Annotated in this window: 19 protein-coding genes, 1 other RNA gene and 1 pseudogene; 12 read left to right on the top strand and 9 right to left on the bottom strand. The window is 51.4% G+C overall.

Translation table 11 applies throughout. The annotated features are described in order from the left end of the window. The first annotated feature begins 9 nt into the window (after positions 1 to 9). Positions 10 to 579, top strand: coding sequence for a YbaY family lipoprotein (locus tag OOJ60_RS15570; RefSeq protein ID WP_042285875.1), 570 nt, complete (start codon positions 10 to 12; stop codon positions 577 to 579). Between the two features lie 31 nt (positions 580 to 610). Here OOJ60_RS15570 and OOJ60_RS15565 read toward each other — a convergent pair whose 3' ends face one another. Then, positions 611 to 922: an MGMT family protein gene (locus OOJ60_RS15565; protein ID WP_200033566.1), complete on the bottom strand. Its 312-nt coding sequence runs from the start codon at positions 920 to 922 to the stop codon at positions 611 to 613. A gap of 162 nt (positions 923 to 1,084) precedes the next feature. Here OOJ60_RS15565 and ffs point away from each other — a divergent pair. From ffs to OOJ60_RS15550, 3 genes are all read left to right on the top strand, one after another. After that, an RNA gene (gene ffs, locus OOJ60_RS15560) (signal recognition particle sRNA small type) lies at positions 1,085 to 1,181 on the top strand. 198 nt (positions 1,182 to 1,379) lie between these two features. Further along, positions 1,380 to 1,631 carry a hypothetical protein gene (locus OOJ60_RS15555; RefSeq protein ID WP_042285870.1) on the top strand — a complete coding sequence of 84 codons (252 nt, stop codon included), beginning with the start codon at positions 1,380 to 1,382 and terminating at the stop codon, positions 1,629 to 1,631. Beyond that, positions 1,628 to 1,846 (top strand): hypothetical protein, encoded by a 219-nt coding sequence (locus OOJ60_RS15550; RefSeq protein ID WP_205612852.1) that lies wholly within the window; start codon positions 1,628 to 1,630, stop codon positions 1,844 to 1,846. Before OOJ60_RS15555 ends, OOJ60_RS15550 begins: the two co-directional genes overlap by 4 nt. Here OOJ60_RS15550 and yczR read toward each other — a convergent pair. Beyond that, positions 1,843 to 3,270, bottom strand: coding sequence for a MocR-like transcription factor YczR (gene yczR, locus OOJ60_RS15545; protein WP_042285864.1), 1,428 nt, complete (start codon positions 3,268 to 3,270; stop codon positions 1,843 to 1,845). The genes OOJ60_RS15550 and yczR overlap by 4 nt on opposite strands. A gap of 83 nt (positions 3,271 to 3,353) precedes the next feature. Between yczR and yczE the strand changes: the two genes are divergently transcribed. Both yczE and OOJ60_RS15535 read left to right on the top strand, forming a co-directional pair. Next, positions 3,354 to 3,950 carry a membrane protein YczE gene (gene yczE / locus OOJ60_RS15540; protein WP_199956500.1) on the top strand — a complete coding sequence of 199 codons (597 nt, stop codon included), beginning with the start codon at positions 3,354 to 3,356 and terminating at the stop codon, positions 3,948 to 3,950. An 80-nt stretch (positions 3,951 to 4,030) separates the two neighbouring features. Beyond that, entirely contained in the window at positions 4,031 to 4,384 is a 354-nt protein-coding gene (locus OOJ60_RS15535; protein ID WP_060569050.1) for a DUF1428 domain-containing protein, read from the top strand. A gap of 39 nt (positions 4,385 to 4,423) precedes the next feature. On the opposite strand, the gene OOJ60_RS15530 is transcribed toward OOJ60_RS15535, so the two are convergent. Beyond that, a complete protein-coding gene (locus tag OOJ60_RS15530; protein WP_205612851.1) occupies positions 4,424 to 5,974 on the bottom strand; it encodes an EAL domain-containing protein in 1,551 nt (516 codons plus the stop codon). A 178-nt stretch (positions 5,975 to 6,152) separates the two neighbouring features. Here OOJ60_RS15530 and OOJ60_RS15525 point away from each other — a divergent pair, with 178 nt between their 5' ends. Next, positions 6,153 to 6,413, top strand: coding sequence for a type B 50S ribosomal protein L31 (locus OOJ60_RS15525; RefSeq protein ID WP_042285853.1), 261 nt, complete (start codon positions 6,153 to 6,155; stop codon positions 6,411 to 6,413). A gap of 2 nt (positions 6,414 to 6,415) precedes the next feature. Continuing rightward, a complete protein-coding gene (gene ykgO / locus OOJ60_RS15520) occupies positions 6,416 to 6,556 on the top strand; it encodes a type B 50S ribosomal protein L36 (protein ID WP_016537667.1) in 141 nt (46 codons plus the stop codon). Positions 6,557 to 6,603: 47 nt separating this feature from the next. Here ykgO and OOJ60_RS15515 read toward each other — a convergent pair whose 3' ends face one another. The 6 genes from OOJ60_RS15515 to acrA form a co-directional block, all read right to left on the bottom strand. Next, positions 6,604 to 7,074, bottom strand: a complete 471-nt coding sequence (locus tag OOJ60_RS15515; RefSeq protein ID WP_042285848.1) for a YlaC family protein — start codon at positions 7,072 to 7,074, stop codon at positions 6,604 to 6,606. Between the two features lie 107 nt (positions 7,075 to 7,181). After that, positions 7,182 to 7,739 carry a maltose O-acetyltransferase gene (gene maa / locus OOJ60_RS15510; protein WP_042285845.1) on the bottom strand — a complete coding sequence of 186 codons (558 nt, stop codon included), beginning with the start codon at positions 7,737 to 7,739 and terminating at the stop codon, positions 7,182 to 7,184. Between the two features lie 177 nt (positions 7,740 to 7,916). Then, positions 7,917 to 8,135, bottom strand: a complete 219-nt coding sequence (locus OOJ60_RS15505; RefSeq protein ID WP_001280991.1) for an HHA domain-containing protein — start codon at positions 8,133 to 8,135, stop codon at positions 7,917 to 7,919. A gap of 27 nt (positions 8,136 to 8,162) precedes the next feature. Continuing rightward, a complete protein-coding gene (tomB, locus tag OOJ60_RS15500) occupies positions 8,163 to 8,537 on the bottom strand; it encodes an Hha toxicity modulator TomB (RefSeq protein WP_042285841.1) in 375 nt (124 codons plus the stop codon). A 494-nt stretch (positions 8,538 to 9,031) separates the two neighbouring features. Beyond that, complete coding sequence (gene acrB, locus OOJ60_RS15495) at positions 9,032 to 12,181, bottom strand: efflux RND transporter permease AcrB (protein WP_042285838.1); 3,150 nt, start codon at positions 12,179 to 12,181, stop codon at positions 9,032 to 9,034. Positions 12,182 to 12,203: 22 nt separating this feature from the next. Continuing rightward, positions 12,204 to 13,397 carry a multidrug efflux RND transporter periplasmic adaptor subunit AcrA gene (gene acrA, locus OOJ60_RS15490; RefSeq protein ID WP_042285835.1) on the bottom strand — a complete coding sequence of 398 codons (1,194 nt, stop codon included), beginning with the start codon at positions 13,395 to 13,397 and terminating at the stop codon, positions 12,204 to 12,206. Between the two features lie 141 nt (positions 13,398 to 13,538). Between acrA and acrR the strand changes: the two genes are divergently transcribed. From acrR to OOJ60_RS15470, 4 genes and pseudogenes are all read left to right on the top strand, one after another. After that, on the top strand, positions 13,539 to 14,192 hold the full coding sequence (gene acrR, locus OOJ60_RS15485; RefSeq protein WP_042285832.1) for a multidrug efflux transporter transcriptional repressor AcrR: 654 nt from the start codon (positions 13,539 to 13,541) through the stop codon (positions 14,190 to 14,192). Between the two features lie 119 nt (positions 14,193 to 14,311). Beyond that, positions 14,312 to 15,352, top strand: a pseudogene (locus tag OOJ60_RS15480) (mechanosensitive channel MscK); the annotation flags it as partial. A 138-nt stretch (positions 15,353 to 15,490) separates the two neighbouring features. Next, a complete protein-coding gene (locus tag OOJ60_RS15475; protein WP_000608644.1) occupies positions 15,491 to 16,753 on the top strand; it encodes an IS1380-like element ISEcp1 family transposase in 1,263 nt (420 codons plus the stop codon). A gap of 134 nt (positions 16,754 to 16,887) precedes the next feature. Further along, a partial coding sequence (locus OOJ60_RS15470) for an IS4-like element ISVsa5 family transposase (protein ID WP_205613295.1) occupies positions 16,888 to 17,677 on the top strand: 790 nt, incomplete at its 3' end.

Genomic DNA, 17,677 nt, shown 5'->3' with positions numbered 1-17,677 from the left:
GAGAATTGAATGAAACTCGTGCACATAGTAAGTGGTTTAGCGGTTGCGGTGTCCCTGGCTGCCTGCGCGGATAAAAGCGCGGACATTCAGACGCCTGCGCCAAACCCGAACACTTCCATTACTGCCACACAGTCCACTATTCAGCAACCTAATGTTTCAGGTACCGTATGGATCCGTCAGAAAGTGGCGTTGCCGCCTGATGCTGTTCTGACCGTTACCCTGTCAGACGCTTCGTTGGCCGATGCGCCGTCTAAGGTGCTGTCGCAAAAAGCGGTACGAACCGAAGGGAAGCAAGCGCCGTTCAGCTTCGTACTGCCGTTTAACCCGGCCGATATCAAGCCGAATGCCCGCATTCTGCTGAGCGCAGCCATCACTGTGAACGACAAACTGGTCTTTATTACCGATACCGTTCAGCCGGTTATCAACCAGGGCGGAACGAAAGCCGATCTGACGCTGGTCCCTGTCCAGCAGACGGCAGTGCCTGTTCAGGCCAGCGGCGGCGCAACCACAACGGTGCCGTCGACGTCGCCGACACAGGTGACGCCTTCTTCTGCCGTACCAGCACCTACGCAGTATTAAGACGTAAACGACCCTCTCCGCCCGGAGAGGGTCAGTAGTTCCAGCGATAACGCTGCAAATCGATTTGCCCGCTTCCGGACACCTGAACCCCTTCTGATAATAATGCCTGACGTTGACGCTGAAGATCCGGCCCGGTTAACGAGATCGCGCCGTGTCGGTTAACCACCCGATGCCAGGGAAGGGTGCTGCCTTCGGGTAAGCGTTTGAGGACGCCGCCTACCTGGCGTGCAGCCCGCGGCGAACCGGCAAGTTTTGCCACGTCACCGTAGGTGGTGACGAATCCTTCCGGTATTGAGGCAATGATTTGCCAGACTCGTTGGGGAAAAGTGTCTTCTCTGTCCATTATTTCTTCCTGCGGTAATCCTTCAGGATAATCCCGAAACGGCGGCGGGTGAAGCGCCATTGCGCAAGAAACCAGCATCCGACGCCCGACGGCTTGCAATTGGCCGGGGCAGCAGTGATAATGCGCCTGCGCGTTGGTTAACAACGCTCTCAATGGGGGCTCTGTTGGTTCTCCCGCAACGCTACTCTGTTTACCAGGTCAGGTCCGGAAGGAAGCAGCCAAGGCAGATGACGCGTGTGCCGGGATGTAGCTGGCAGGGCCCCCACCCATTTCTGCCGTCCGAAGTAGCCCGCCGTCTCACTTCTTCATTTTGTCATGAATTCGTCATTTTTTTGTAATGAACAACTGGCAGAGTGTTGTCGGGAAGTTAAAACATAATCCCCTCTTTCTTTCCACGTCGTACCGGCGCGTTTGCGGCTACGCCGTGTTTTGCCTGCTTGCACACAAGGATTTTACGATGGCTACAGCGGTACTAAATGTCAAAATCGATGAGGCGGTGAAAGAGAAACTTCGCCAGCACGCCGAAACGAACAACGAAAATTTGAGTATCACGACAGAAAAACTGCTGCTTAGCGCCTTTGGGGCGGCGGCAGAAGGCGACGTCTGCGCAGATGAGATCGACAGCCAGCACACGATCGAGTCGCAAGTCGAACCGCTGACGTCGAAAGAAATCAAAGCATTGCGCAGATTACTGAAGAAGAAAAAATGAAACAGCAAACGCTTTCCACCGCCATTAACTACAGTGAAGCCTGTGAATTATTGCGCTCAGGCTACGTGAAACATGTTCGCTTACACTGGAACGTCGGCAGCGACGAGTTTTTCCGTATTGCCTCAGACTGGTGCGACGCGGGCGCCAGAATCAAGAAAGAGGGTGAGGATTTTATCATCTCCCTGAAAGGCTTTCCGGTACCGCGTCAATACTAAATAATTTTGCGAACTTTACTGCCTGCTGACTGCATGCGCAGGCTCTCCCAGAGCGGCTGTAAGGTTCGAAAAGCTTCGCGCAAGCCTTCTTCCGGCAGCGCGAACGGCATCCGCAAAAAGCGATCAAACGCGCCTGCTAAACCGAAGCGGGTGCCTGTTCCTAATTGTATCCCGGCGCTCTCCGCGCGCGTGGCGAACTGCGTCGCCAGCGCGTCCGGCAGTTCCACCCAATACGAAAGTCCTCCCTGCGGCGTCTGAAAGCGCCATTCCGGAAAATGCGAGCGCATAAGCGTTTGACACAATGCGCGTCGTTCCGCCAGTTGCTGTCGGCGTTGGGGTAAAAAGGCGCTGGCATTATCGAGAAGCCACGTGGTGGCGAGCTGTTCCAGCACCGGCGAGCCGAGATCGAACGTGTCGCGCGTTTGCACCAGCGCAGCGATGGTTCTTGCGGGCGCGCGCACCCATCCCAGCCGCAAGCCGCCCCAAAAACTTTTTCCTGCCGAACCCAGCAGAATGACCGGCGCATGGCGATGATAAGCCGCCAGTGGAGGCGGCGGCGCGGCGTCGTACCACAGATTCACCATCGTTTCATCAATGACCAGCGTTGTGTGGGTTGTGGCCGCAATGTCGGCGACAATCTGGCGCGTCGGCTCATCCATGCACCGCCCGGTGGGGTTATGAAAATCCGGCATCAGATAAGCGAGCCTGGGAGAGGTCTGTGCGATAGTGGCTGCCAGTCCAGCGGTATCCCAGCCCTGCTCCGGTAACGAAACGCCTACCGGTCGACAGGAGGCGCCCTGAATCGCGGCAATGGCCAGTGGGTAAGTGGGATGATCGACAAGTACGCGGTCGCCAGGCCCGGTCATTAAACGCAGGATCAGCGCCAGACCGCTGACCGCACCGTTCACTACCATGATTTCATCAGCATGGGTCGGCAGTCCTCGTGACGCATAGTGCCGGGCGACAGACTCGCGCAGGGAGAGCAGCCCCTGCGGCTGATAGCCGGAGGTCAACAAGTGGGGCGGCATGGCGCGCAGCGCCTCCTGGTAAGCCTGATGGATTTCAGGTCCGGCATTCAGCGCCGCCGTGGAAAGATCAACCGCCAGGGGCGTCGCCGAGCGCGTGGGCACGTCGCGAATATGCGTTGGCAAAATCACCCGCGACCCGCTGCCGTGACGGATGTCCAGATATCCCTCTTCACGTAGTTGCGCCAGCGCGCTGGCAACGGTGGTGCGGCTCACATCCAGCACTGACGCCAGTTCGCGTTCGCCAGGCAAGCGGCTGTCTAGCGCCAGACGCCCGTCAAGGATCAGCAGACGCAGCGCTTCCGCCAACTGTCGCCACAGCGGCGTACGTGAAGATGTCTCTTGCCAGTGACCCAGCAGGCGATGTAACGACTGGCTTCCATTGCGACGTGATGACATAGCAGTCCACTTTCTCAAAACTGGTCATTAATCATAGTGCCAATTATGGCGAAGATAAAAGCCATCTTGACGGGGAGGGGAAAATGGGACGTCGACTGCTGCAACTCTATTTTGGACTGGCTCTGTATGGAGTCTCAACCGCCATGTTTGTGCGCGCGGACTTAGGCGCCGATCCGTGGAACGTTTTTCATCTTGGGTTGGCAAATCTGCTGTCAATGAAGATAGGCATCGTGATGATTATCGTCGGCGCGCTGGTCCTGTTGCTGTGGATCCCGCTGCGCCAGCGTCCCGGCTTAGGCACATTCAGCAACGTTATTGTCATTGGACTTGCCGCCGATGCTGCGCTGGCGCTGATGCCGGAACTCTCCTCGCTGGTCGTGCGCAGCGTGATGCTGGCGGCGGCGGTGGTGGTCAACGCGCTGGCGACGAGCATGTATATCGGCGCTGGCTTTGGCGCCGGGCCGCGGGACGGGCTGATGACCGGCATTCATGCCCGCACCGGTTGGTCGGTGCGTCTGATTCGAACGGCGATCGAGGTGTCGGTGCTCTTCAGCGGCTGGCTGCTGGGCGGCACGCTTGGCGTAGGAACGGTGCTGTACGCTCTGGCGATCGGGCCGTTAATTCAGCTCTGTTTGCCGTGGTTTCGCTACACTTCCCGGTCCCGGATCCAGACAGCGTAGTTGACGAGAGACGACTACACTTAATCCGACTGACGCGGCTGGAAAGGCTGGCCGCGCAGTAAACTTCGGAGGTTTTTCTCATGAAGTATGTTGATGGTTTTGTTGTAGCCGTCCCCGCCGAAAACAAGGAGGCTTATAAGGCGCTGGCGGCGAAAGCAGCACCGCTGTTTAAGGAGTTTGGCGCGCTTCGCATCGTCGAATGCTGGGCCGACGACGTGCCAGATGGCAGCGTCACCGATTTTCGCATGGCGGTTAAAGCCGGAGAAAACGAAGAAGTGGTGTTCAGTTGGATCGAATACCCGTCGAAAGAGGTACGGGATGCGGCGAATCAAAAGATGATGTCCGACCCGCGGATGAAAGAATTCGGCGATGAAATGCCGTTTGATGGTAAACGCATGATCTACGGTGGATTTGCCCCTATTCTCGACGAATAACGTGACTGGCTGTGCGGCGTGCCGCCAGCCATTTTCGCCTCAAAGGTGCTCTTCAGCCCAGAGGATAAACGCCGTTTTGGGCAGCGCTTTGCTGTACAGCCAGCCCTGGCCATAATCCACGCCATGCTGGCGTAACCATGCTTCCTGCCTCGCCGTTTCAATTCCCTCGGCCACCATCTTCAGATTCAGTGTCCGGGCCAATTCGATAATGTGCGGCGTCACGTTTTTGTATTCCAGCGCGCTGACAAAGGATTTATCAATTTTCATGATATCCACTTCCAGATTCTGCAGGTAACTGAGGCTGGAGAAACCGGTGCCGAAATCGTCAATATAGATGGCATGTCCCGCTTCACGATAGCGGGCAACGATGGGCGAGCTGGTTTTTGGATCGGCAAAAGCGCGTTCAGTCAGTTCCAGAGCTATCTGAGAAGGAGAAAGCTGGTACTGCTGGAGCAGTTTGTTGAGCAGCGCCGGGAGCTTCTCTGAGGCAAGATCCGCGGATTCAATATTGATGGAAATATGCTGTTCCGGATGCTGCTGAAGCCATTGCCCCATATCTTCAAACACCGACTCGATGATCAGCCGGGTAAGCGATTCGGTAAGCCCGGTCTGAGCGGCAAGCGGAATAAAAATGTCCGGCGAAAGAAAGCTGCCGTCAGTTTGCCGCCAACGCGCCAGCGCCTCTGCGCCAACGATCTTCCCCGTGGTCAGCGACATGATGGGTTGATAGTGAACGCTGATGTCCCGGTTATGGATAGCATCCTGTAGCCGATGACGAGGAGACTGAATACGCCGCAAAATGCGCAGGATAAACGCCGCTGCCAGAAGCCCAATCGCCGTACCGACGGGCACCCAGATAAACGCCTGTTGATACCAGATTTTATCCAGTGGACGCGTGGAAGCCCAACTGACAATGGCAATCCCCATTTCCGGGAAGGGGCGGATTTCATATACCACGCCGTGACGTTCCAGATGGCGCGGTGTTTTTTCGCGGGTATATTGCAGAACGGCGGGAGGAATGGTCCCGCTACTGGCGATAACAATATTACGTTGTGTGCCGATTATCGCCACATCGATTTGCCATGCGCCAAAGGGCACAACGTCAATAAATGAGGCGGGATCGATCATGACGATATAGCGGCCATTCCCCAGCGCGGTCATATAGCGCGCAATCCCCAAATCGTTATGCGTGGTAAACCAGGCCTGGTAACCGTCATCAGTCAGCTTCATTGCGGGCGGAAAAGGAGCGGTATGGCTTTCCTGTTCCAGCGACGAGCATCGCGGGATGTTGTTTTCCAGGTACAGCACTTCCTGTACATAGCGGTAGCTAAAAGAGATACGTCGCATCGCCAGCAAATGGTCATGCGAGCAGGGGAGGCTGGTCACTGCCTCAATGTCCTGTAGGGCATTTTTCGCCTGCTGGACCACACGCTGGGTGCGCTCAAACACCTGGGTGGAATAGTTATCCAGCTCCTCAATAAACTTCCTCTCGACCTGGCGATGGGCAAGCCAGATGCTCACCCCTACTGGCAGCAAAATAGCGAGGATCAGCACGCCCGTTACCAGGCTAACCAGATGTCGTGTGGTCACGAAGATATCCTTAATAACGCATCGTAAAGAAATTATATCCGATCGCGGAAAAAAACCGGTATTGGTGAGTGTGTTAAGTGCAATGTGCGTATTGAGCCTGGTTTTCATGGGGTTGATAAACGGCCAGGCTTGGCGTATTTTATTGTTATGTTATATTGTAACAATTAAAGGGGTAAAGATGAAACCGAATATCCATCCTGCTTACCGCACCGTGGTGTTTCACGACACCAGCGCTGATGAATATTTTAAAGTAGGGTCAACCATTAAAACGGATCGCGAAATTGAGCTGGACGGTGTGGTCTACCCGTACGTCACTATTGATGTTTCATCTAAGTCGCATCCGTATTACACCGGTAAGCAAAAAACGTTCGCTAACGAAGGCAGCGCGGCGCGCTTTGAGAAACGTTTTGGCCATTTTTTAAGCTCGAAGCGGGGGTGAAAATGCAGGTACTGAATTCCTTGCGCAGCGCAAAGCAGCGCCATCCGGACTGTCAGATTGTCAGAAGAAAAGGGCGGTTATATGTGATTTGTAAAACGAATCCGCGTTTTAAGGCAGTACAAGGGCGGAAAAAGCGTCGGTAAGATTACCCGAGGCCGGATGGCGGAGCGCGCCACCCGGCCTCGGCAGGTTATTGCTGCGCTTCAGCGCGTGCCAGAGTAAAAATGTCATAAAACGACAGCTCGCCCTTACGGGAAAGCATCTTCTGTAACTGTGTCTTCTGTTCGCGATTGACGCGCGGGGACTCAAGAATCGTCTCAACCAAAGCCGGGGGAACGAATCGCGTGTTGTACCACTCGCCGTTGTAACACACCCGGAAGTCCAGCACGTCGATATCTTCATAACGATAGCGCGGAGCGACGTCAAAAAAGAAAAAACCGTTCAGTAAGATGAAAAGCACGACCAGCAGCCAGACTGAGCCAACCAGCGTGTCGGACTGTAACATGACCGCGAGGGTGGCGAACCAGGCGATGTACATGCCAATAAACAGGCCCGGATGTTTGCGGATAAAGCTGATACTGAAGCGCGGCTTATTATCGCGCTTCTCACGCACGTTAAGATCGTCAATGGTTTCGGTAAGCAGGCGTTGTATTTCTGTCATTTTTAGCCTTTGTGATTGTGCTACTTGCAGATGAACACCCCATTTTAAAAGCGGCGTAACCCTGAAAAAAGTAACAGATTAACCACAATTTAGCATAACAGTTACAATCAGGCCGACAGATGTTTCAGGATCCGCGCTGGATTGCCGCCTACGACCACGTTTGCCGGCACATCTTTGGTCACCACCGCGCCGGAGGCCACAACGACATTGTCGCCAATCGTTACGCCCGGATTAATCACCGCGCGTCCGCCAATCCAGACATTATTGCCGATGGTGACCGGTTTGCCGAACTCCCGTCCGCTGTTGCGTTCAGTCGCGTCCAGAGGATGGGTGGCGGTATAAATATGAACGCCGGGCGCCAGCATACAGTTGTCGCCAATGCGGATGGGGCAAACGTCCAACAGTACACAGTCGAAATTGGCGTAAAAGTCTTTCCCGAGAAAGATATTGTAACCGTAGTCACAGCGAAAGGACGGTTCGATATAGGGCTTGTCACAGTGACCGAGAAGCGCGGTGAGGATCGCCAGGCGTTCGGCTTTTTCGTCCGGGGCGGTCTGATTGTAGCGGTGAACCCACTTGCGCGCCTGCATCCGGTCATCGCGCAGGGTGTCATCCGAGGGTCGGTACAGCTCGCCCGCGATCATTTTTTGCTTTTCTTCACTCATTCCATGCACTCTCTGCGTTAGCATTAAAAGCCATACAGTAGAGGGACAGAGGGTGTCAGGGAACGTTCCCTACGTTATTTTGTGACAGAATTCACAACAGCGTATCGACGCTTAAAGCAAATATTCAACATTGTTTCGCAAGAAAACATCCGTATTTTCTAATGAGTCTGCCACGAATTAACGGATGAATTTCCAGACGGAGGAGGGGATCTTGTCGTAAAGTTTATTCATGGTTAATTCTGCGAGACGGTGATCTGCTGCTGAGTAAAATACAGCCAATTCATTGTCAGACAATTCATATTTATTTTTTTCAATCACGCGTTCCAGCGTGTCAATAGTCTGGCAGCGTCGCAAACGCATCAAATAATCAGTTTTAGTTAATGGTTTATCGGACATGATTCTTACCTATGATTGTAATAATATTTAACAAGACAAACTAACAGGATTAGCCCTGGTGGCATTCACAAAGCAGCGGAACAAGCGATTCCCGGATTTCTGCCATTTTTGGAGGTCCTGCGCATTAATGCCATAACTGCTGAACAACATAAAAGTGTCGTCCAGATATTCATCAATCTGTTCGATCAGCTTATTGTCCTCGTTATACTTAATTTTATAATTAAGCGCGAAGGTTGCAATATGCTCGATCAGTTCGTTGAGTTGCAGGTTGATAGCCGAGGTTGGATCGTTAACCCAGCCATGATTGCTTTCTTCAAGGTTTGCAAGACAATCATGATAAAGCGTTTCACAAAGAAATTTCAGCTGAGCGATATCATGTCTTTTGGGTGAGTATTCATCCATAACGCATCCCCTTCTTAGTGGCTTTAACTAACCGAACACCTTTCGGGATGGGTACAACTAACAGACCTGGAACTTGCCCTCTGCTCCTGATGCTTTAACTATAATCTACTCTATAAAAGATTTCATCGTCCTATTACGAAAAATTACAATTAAGTGAATAGAAGAGTGGGGTGCAACATTATCATTATAGCACGTAATAGAGGCTGTCCGGAATAAGGTATTTTATCCTGAGTCGTAGACTCAATATATCTTATCTTTTCATTGACTTAGTTGTTGCGGGGGAGGTGTCGCTGTTTTCATCGCCAGGAATACTCTTAATAATGAATTAATAATCGACAAATAAGAATTAACTAAAACCGCTAAGAAAATCCTCCTCACTGTTGTGGATAAAGACGTTTATTCCTCAATCGTAAGTAAACGACGTTGCAATTAGCGCGGTGAACACTGTCACTCGAAAAAAAAGGCCGCTTGCGCGGCCTTTATTATAATGCGGATCAACGATGCTCTACGGTATGGCTGTGCTCGACATCTTCACTCTTGCGGCTGAAGCGACGGCGTACCACCACAAAGAACACAGGAACGAAGAAGATAGCCAGTACGGTCGCGGTGACCATACCGCCCATCACGCCTGTCCCCACGGCGTTCTGCGCGCCGGAGCCTGCGCCGGAGCTGATAACCAGCGGCATAACGCCCAGAATGAACGCCAGCGAGGTCATCAGGATCGGACGTAAACGCATACGTACCGCTTCAAGCGTGGCTTCAATCAGGCCTTTACCTTCTTTATCCATCAGGTCTTTGGCGAATTCGACGATCAAGATCGCGTTCTTCGCCGACAACCCAATGGTTGTGAGGAGGCCCACCTGGAAGTAAACGTCGTTGGTCAACCCGCGGAAGGTCGCCGCCAGCAGCGCGCCGATAACCCCAAGCGGAACCACCAGCATAACCGAGAACGGAATCGACCAGCTCTCATACAACGCCGCCAGACACAGGAAGACGACGATCAGCGAGATGGCGTACAGGGCAGGGGCCTGGTTGCCGGACAGACGTTCCTGATAGGACATCCCCGTCCAGTCATAGCCGATGCCGGAAGGCAGCTTGCTTGCCAGCTCTTCCATCATCGCCATCGCTTCACCGGTACTCTTGCCCGGCGCCGCCTGGCCCAGAATCTCCATGGAAGGCAGACCGTTATAGCGTTCCAGACGCGGTGAACCGTATTCCCAGCGTGACGACGAGAAGGCCGAGAACGGCACCATCTGGCCATCGCTGCCGCGGACGTACCAGTTACCAATATCTTCCGGCAACATGCGGTATTTCGCTTCAGACATTACGTAAACTTTCTTCACACGACCACGATCGATAAAGTCGTTTACGTAGCTGCCGCCCCAGGCTGCGCCCAGTGTGGTATTGATATCACTAATGGAAACGCCCAGCGCCTGTGCTTTTTCCTGGTCGATATCAATTTTGAACTGCGGCGTATCTTCCAGACCGTTAGGACGAACACCAACCAGCAGATCCGGGTGTTTTGCCACTTCGCCAAACAGCTGGTTACGTGCCTGTGTCAGTTTTTCATGGCCAAGACCCGCCTGGTCGATCAACTGGAAGTCGAAGCCGGTTGCAGTACCCAACTCAACAATCGCCGGCAGGTTAAAGGCGAAGACCATCGCGTCTTTAATCTGCGAGAAGGCCGCTGACGCACGTTGGGTAATCGCCTCAACTTTGTTCTCATCGCCCGGACGATCGGCCCAATCTTTCAGCGAGACGAACGCGATACCGGTGTTCTGACCGCGACCCGCAAAGCCGAAGCCGTTAACCGCAAACACCGACTCAACGTTGGCTTTTTCTTTGGTCAGGAAATAGTCGGTCATCTCATCGAGAACTTTCTGCGTCCGTTCCTGAGTCGCACCGGCAGGCAACTGGGCCATGCTCAGGAATACCCCCTGGTCTTCATCCGGCAGGAAGGAGCTTGGCAGACGAACGAACAGAAAGGCCATGCCGACCACAATGATCAGATACAGCAGCAGATAACGACCGGTACTGCGCAGAATGTTGCCTACGCTGTCGGTGTAGTGGTGCGTGCTCTTATCGAACATGCGGTTAAACCAGCCGAAAAAGCCTTTTTTGCCTTCACCGTGGTCGCCTTTGGCGATGGGCTTGAGCATGGTGGCGCACAGCGCCGGCGTCAGGATCAACGCTACCAGAACCGACAGCGCCATCGCGGAGACGATAGTGATGGAGAACTGACGATAGATAGCCCCGGTCGAGCCGCCAAAGAAGGCCATCGGGATAAACACCGCCGACAGAACCATCGCGATACCCACCAGTGCGCCCTGAATCTGGCCCATTGATTTACGCGTCGCTTCCTTCGGCGGCAGGCCCTCTTCGGACATAACACGTTCGACGTTCTCGACCACCACGATGGCGTCATCCACCAACAGACCGATGGCGAGCACCATCCCGAACATCGTCAGGGTGTTTATCGAGAAGCCGAAGGCCGCAAGGACCGCAAAGGTCCCCAACAGAACCACCGGAACGGCAATGGTTGGGATCAGCGTCGCGCGGAAGTTCTGCAGGAACAGATACATTACCAGGAACACGAGAATGATCGCTTCCACCAGCGTTTTCACCACTTCATGAATGGAGATTTTCACGAACGGGGTGGTGTCATACGGGTAAACAATTTTCAGGCCCGACGGGAAGAACGGCTCCATTTTCGCCAGTTCAGCACGGATCGCTGTCGCGGTGTCGAGCGCGTTGGCGCCCGTCGCCAGTTTAATCCCTAAACCGGACGCAGGCTGGCCGTTGAACTTCGCAATAACGTCGTAGTTCTCGCCGCCCAGTTCGATTTTGGAAACGTCACGCAGACGAACCTGCGAACCATCCTGATTCACTTTCAGCAGGATTTTGCCGAATTCTTCGGTTGAAGTCAGACGCGTCTGGGCAATGATCGAGGCGTTCAACTGCTGGCCTTTCACCGGCGGCGTACCGCCTAACTGACCCGCCGCAACCTGGGCGTTCTGCGCTTTGATTGCGTTGATCACATCGACCGGCGTCAGCTGAAATTTGTTGAGCGCTGTCGGGTCCATCCAGATACGCATCGCGTACTGCGAACCGAACAACTGCACGTCACCCACGCCGGAAGTACGGCTGATGGCGTCCTTCATGTTGGCGGCAACGTAGTCCGAAATATCTTCCTGGGTCATGGAACCGTCGGTGTTGATAACCCCGACAACCATCAGGAAGCTACTGGATGACTTCTCAACGCTCACGCCCTGCTGTTGAACTTCCTGCGGCAGCAACGGCATCGCCAGCTGCAGTTTGTTCTGCACCTGAACCTGCGCAATGTCCGCATCGGTACCGGATTCAAACGTCAGGGTGATCTGCACGGTACCCGTGGAGTCACTGTTTGAGGACATGTACATCAGGTTATCGATACCGTTCATGTTCTGTTCGATAACCTGTGTGACGGTGTCCTGCACGGTTTGCGCATCAGCGCCAGGGTAGGTTGCGGAGATCGTCACTGCTGGCGGCGCAATCGTTGGATATTGCGCGACCGGCAGTTTGAGGATCGCAAGCCCCCCTGCCAACATGATGATAATGGCGATCACCCATGCGAATATGGGGCGATCGATAAAGAAATTTGGCATGTCTTAACGGCTCCTGTTTAAGTTAAGACTTAGTTTGCTCAGGCTGGTTACCGCCAGCAGCTTGCTGTTTGTTATCTGCGGTAATCTCTTGTGCTTTCACCTGCGCACCAGGACGCACTTTCTGCAGCCCACTGACGACAACACGGTCACCCGCTTTCAGCCCATCGGTCACCAGCCACTTGTCACCAATCGCCTGACTGGCCACAATTTGACGGGTTTCGACTTTGTTATCTGCGCCGACGACCAACGCGGTAGCATCGCCACGCGGCGTACGGGTTACCCCCTGCTGCGGCACCAGCAGAGCGGATGGGTTAGTCCCTTCCTGCAAACGCGCGCGGACAAACATACCCGGCAGCAGCGTGTGGTCCGGGTTAGGGAAGATGGCGCGTAAAGTAATAGAACCGGTAGTCTGGTCGACGGTCACGTCTGAAAACTCAAGCGTGCCTGTCTGCGGGAATTTAATGCCGTCACTGGTCACCAGCTCAACTTTCGCCTTGCCGTTTTCCTGTTTCAGCGTTCCGTTAGCCAGTTCTTGTTTCAGGCGCAGGAAGTCGTTGCTCGACTGGGTAACATCAACGTAGATCGGATCAAGCTGTTGTACGGTCGCCAGCGCGGTCGCCTGACCGTTTTGCACCAGTGCGCCTTCGGTTACGGACGATTTACCAATACGGCCGCTAATCGGAGAGGTCACCTTGGTGTACGCCAGGTTAATACGCGCCGTTTCAACGGCGGCTTTAGCGGCAAGCACGGCAGCATTCGCCTGTTGCGCATCCGCCAGCGCCTGATCGTAGTCTTGTTTACTGATGTACTGCGTGCCGAGCAGTTTCTTATAACGGTTCACCGTGACCTGCGCGATGCTGGCTGCGGCCTGGGCTTTCGCCAGATCGCCTTTCGCACTTTCGTATGACGCTTGATAAGTCGCAGGATCAATCTGATAGAGAGACACACCTGCTTCGATATCGCTGCCTTCCTCGAAATTCCGCTTCAGGATAATGCCGCTTACCTGAGGGCGAACTTCGGCAATACGGAAAGCACTGGTGCGACCCGGAAGTTCAGTGGTGATCTGCAGAGGTTCAGTTTTGAGCGTCACAACCCCAACTTCTGGCATTTGCTGGCCCCCTTGTTGGGCCGGTTTGTCGTCACATCCTGTTAGCGCTAAGCTGCCTGAGAGCATCAGAACGACCGCCAGAGGCGTTAACCCTCTGTTTTTGTTCATATGTAAACCTCGAGTGTCCGATTTCAAATTGATCAATGGTCAAAAGTCCACAAACCCATTGCTGCGTTTATATTATCGTCGTGCTATGGTACATACATTCATAAATGTATGTAAATCTAACGCCTGTAAATTCACCGACATATGGCACGAAAAACCAAACAACAAGCGCAGGAAACACGACAACACATACTGGATGTAGCGCTACGTTTGTTCTCGCAACAAGGGGTATCTTCCACCTCGCTGGCGGAGATTGCAAAAGCCGCGGGCGTTACTCGTGGCGCAATCTATTGGCATTTCAGAAACAAGTCGGATTTATTCAGTGAAATCTGGGAGCTGTCAGAATCCAACATTGGTGAGCTTGAGACTGAGTATCAGGCAAAATTCCCCGACGATCCACTATCTGTATTAAGAGAAATATTAGTTCATCTTCTTGAATCTACCGTGACGGAAGAGCGGCGACGTTTATTGATGGAGATTATATTCCACAAATGCGAATTTGTGGGAGAAATGGCCGTAGTGCAGCAGGCGCAAAGAAACATCTGTCTGGAGAGCTACGACCGTATTGAGCAGACCCTCACGCACTGTATAAAAGCCAATATGCTTCCCGCGAATCTGCTCACGCGCCGCGCCGCGGTTATCATGCGCGGCTACGTCTCGGGCATCATGGAAAACTGGCTGTTTGCGCCGCATTCGTTCGATCTCAAAAAAGAAGCGCGCGATTACGTCGCTATCCTGCTGGAAATGTTTATGTTTTGCCCCACACTGCGCGCCGTCGCGCCTGACGCGCAGGCCTGAACCCGCGCCAGGAATTGTCCTGGTCGATTTCGCTGCCGCTATTCTGCCTAAGAGAGCCGTGATATTCTTGCGCGTTGACTATTTTCGGTCGTCTTTTCGGTTCAGAAACCTTCATTCACATGACTATGTTGCAGCTCTATAAACGTTCACAGCACCTTATTTTTGTCACGGTGGCTGTTTTCATTCTTATGTTGTCCTGCCCGTCATTGGCATTGGCCCGCGCCTCCACAAACGGTGACCTGCCTTCCCGGGCGGATGTGCAAAGCCAACTGGATACACTCAATAAACAAAAAGACCTTTCCGCCCAGGACAAACTGATTCAGCAGGATCTCACCGAGACCATTGCCACGCTGGAGAAAATCGAACGGGTGAAAGAGGAGACAGTTCAGTTACGCCAGAAAGTGTCACAGGCGCCGGAAAAAATGCGTCAAGCCGTGGAGTCCCTTAACGCGCTGAGCGATGTCGATAATGACGACGAGACGCGGAAAACCCTCGGCACTCTGTCACTGCGTCAGCTGGAGCTGCGCGTGGCCCAGGCGCTGGATGATCTGCAGAATTCGCAAAACGACCTGGCGACCTATAACAGTCAGTTAGTTTCCCTGCAAACGCAGCCAGAGCGCGTGCAGAACGCTATGTACACCGCTTCCCAACAGCTTCAGCAAATCCGTAACCAACTGGATGGCGTCGGCGAAACGGCGTTACGTCCAACCCAACAGGTGCTGCTACAAGCGCAGCAAGTGTTGCTGAATGCCCAGATTGAGCAACAGCGTAAAAGCCTGGAAGGCAATACAGTGCTCCAGGACACTTTGCAAAAGCAGCGCGATTTCGTCACCGCCAACAGCAACCGGATTGAGCATCAGCTGCAGCTGTTGCAGGAAGCGGTGAATAACAAGCGGCTAACGCTCACCGAAAAGACCGCGCAGGAGGCCATTTCGCCAGATGAGACCGCGCGCATTCAGGCCAATCCGCTGGTGAAGCAGGAACTGGATATCAACCATCAGCTCAGCCAGCGTCTGATTACCGCGACGGAAAACGGCAACGCGTTGATGCAGCAAAACATCAAAGTCAAAAACTGGCTGGATCGCGCCCTGCAGTCTGAGCGCAATATTAAACCTAGATTCTACGTCAGTACTTCAAAAAGCATAATCAAAGCCTTGATAAATATGCATTCCTTCGAAATTCAGCTTTCACCCATTGGGTGAAAGAAAAGTGCTCAAAAATATGTTAAATTATCAGCTTTTATGACTCGATATATGGTAAAATAATAGTAAGAAAAGTAGTAAAAAGGGGTTCTAATTATGATTAATAAAATTGATTTCAAAGCTAAGAATCTAACATCAAATGCAGGTCTTTTTCTGCTCCTTGAGAATGCAAAAAGCAATGGGATTTTTGATTTTATTGAAAATGACCTCGTATTTGATAATGACTCAACAAATAAAATCAAGATGAATCATATAAAGACCATGCTCTGCGGTCACTTCATTGGCATTGATAAGTTAGAACGTCTAAAGCTACTTCAAAATGATCCCCTCGTCAACGAGTTTGATATTTCCGTAAAAGAACCTGAAACAGTGTCACGGTTTCTAGGAAACTTCAACTTCAAGACAACCCAAATGTTTAGAGACATTAATTTTAAAGTCTTTAAAAAACTGCTCACTAAAAGTAAATTGACATCCATTACGATTGATATTGATAGTAGTGTAATTAACGTAGAAGGTCATCAAGAAGGTGCGTCAAAAGGATATAATCCTAAGAAACTGGGAAACCGATGCTACAATATCCAATTTGCATTTTGCGACGAATTAAAAGCATATGTTACCGGATTTGTAAGAAGTGGCAATACTTACACTGCAAACGGTGCTGCGGAAATGATCAAAGAAATTGTTGCTAACATCAAATCAGACGATTTAGAAATTTTATTTCGAATGGATAGTGGCTACTTTGATGAAAAAATTATCGAAACGATAGAATCTCTTGGATGCAAATATTTAATTAAAGCCAAAAGTTATTCTACACTCACCTCACAAGCAACGAATTCATCAATTGTATTCGTTAAAGGAGAAGAAGGTAGAGAAACTACAGAACTGTATACAAAATTAGTTAAATGGGAAAAAGACAGAAGATTTGTCGTATCTCGCGTACTGAAACCAGAAAAAGAAAGAGCACAATTATCACTTTTAGAAGGTTCCGAATACGACTACTTTTTCTTTGTAACAAATACTACCTTGCTTTCTGAAAAAGTAGTTATATACTATGAAAAGCGTGGTAATGCTGAAAACTATATCAAAGAAGCCAAATACGACATGGCGGTGGGTCATCTCTTGCTAAAGTCATTTTGGGCGAATGAAGCCGTGTTTCAAATGATGATGCTTTCATATAACCTATTTTTGTTGTTCAAGTTTGATTCCTTGGACTCTTCAGAATACAGACAGCAAATAAAGACCTTTCGTTTGAAGTATGTATTTCTTGCAGCAAAAATAATCAAAACCGCAAGATATGTAATCATGAAGTTGTCGGAAAACTATCCGTACAAGGGAGTGTATGAAAAATGTCTGGTATAATAAGAATATCATCAATAAAATTGAGTGCTGATGAATCCCCTAATGATTTTGGTAAAAATCATTAAGTTAAGGTGGATACACATCTTGTCATATGATCAAATGGTTTCGCGAAAAATCAATAATCAGACAACAAGATGTGCGAACTCGATATTTTACACGACTCTCTTTACCAATTCTGCCCCGAATTACACTTAAAACGACTCAACAGCTTAACGTTGGCTTGCCACGCATTACTTGACTGTAAAACTCTCACTCTTACCGAACTTGGCCGTAACCTGCCAACCAAAGCGAGAACAAAACATAACATCAAACGAATCGACCGATTGTTAGGTAATCGTCACCTCCACAAAGAGCGACTCGCTGTATACCGTTGGCATGCTAGCTTTATCTGTTCGGGCAATACGATGCCCATTGTACTTGTTGACTGGTCTGATATTCGTGAGCAAAAACGACTTATGGTATTGCGAGCTTCAGTCGCACTACACGGTCGTTCTGTTACTCTTTATGAGAAAGCGTTCCCGCTTTCAGAGCAATGTTCAAAGAAAGCTCATGACCAATTTCTAGCCGACCTTGCGAGCATTCTACCGAGTAACACCACACCGCTCATTGTCAGTGATGCTGGCTTTAAAGTGCCATGGTATAAATCCGTTGAGAAGCTGGGTTGGTACTGGTTAAGTCGAGTAAGAGGAAAAGTACAATATGCAGACCTAGGAGCGGAAAACTGGAAACCTATCAGCAACTTACATGATATGTCATCTAGTCACTCAAAGACTTTAGGCTATAAGAGGCTGACTAAAAGCAATCCAATCTCATGCCAAATTCTATTGTATAAATCTCGCTCTAAAGGCCGAAAAAATCAGCGCTCGACACGGACTCATTGTCACCACCCGTCACCTAAAATCTACTCAGCGTCGGCAAAGGAGC

It is taken from the genome of Citrobacter sp. R4, assembly GCF_026719175.1.
Lineage (GTDB): Bacteria > Pseudomonadota > Gammaproteobacteria > Enterobacterales > Enterobacteriaceae > Citrobacter_A > Citrobacter_A sedlakii.
Note: the sequence above shows the minus strand (reverse complement) of the source record. Positions and strands in the feature narration are given on the sequence as shown.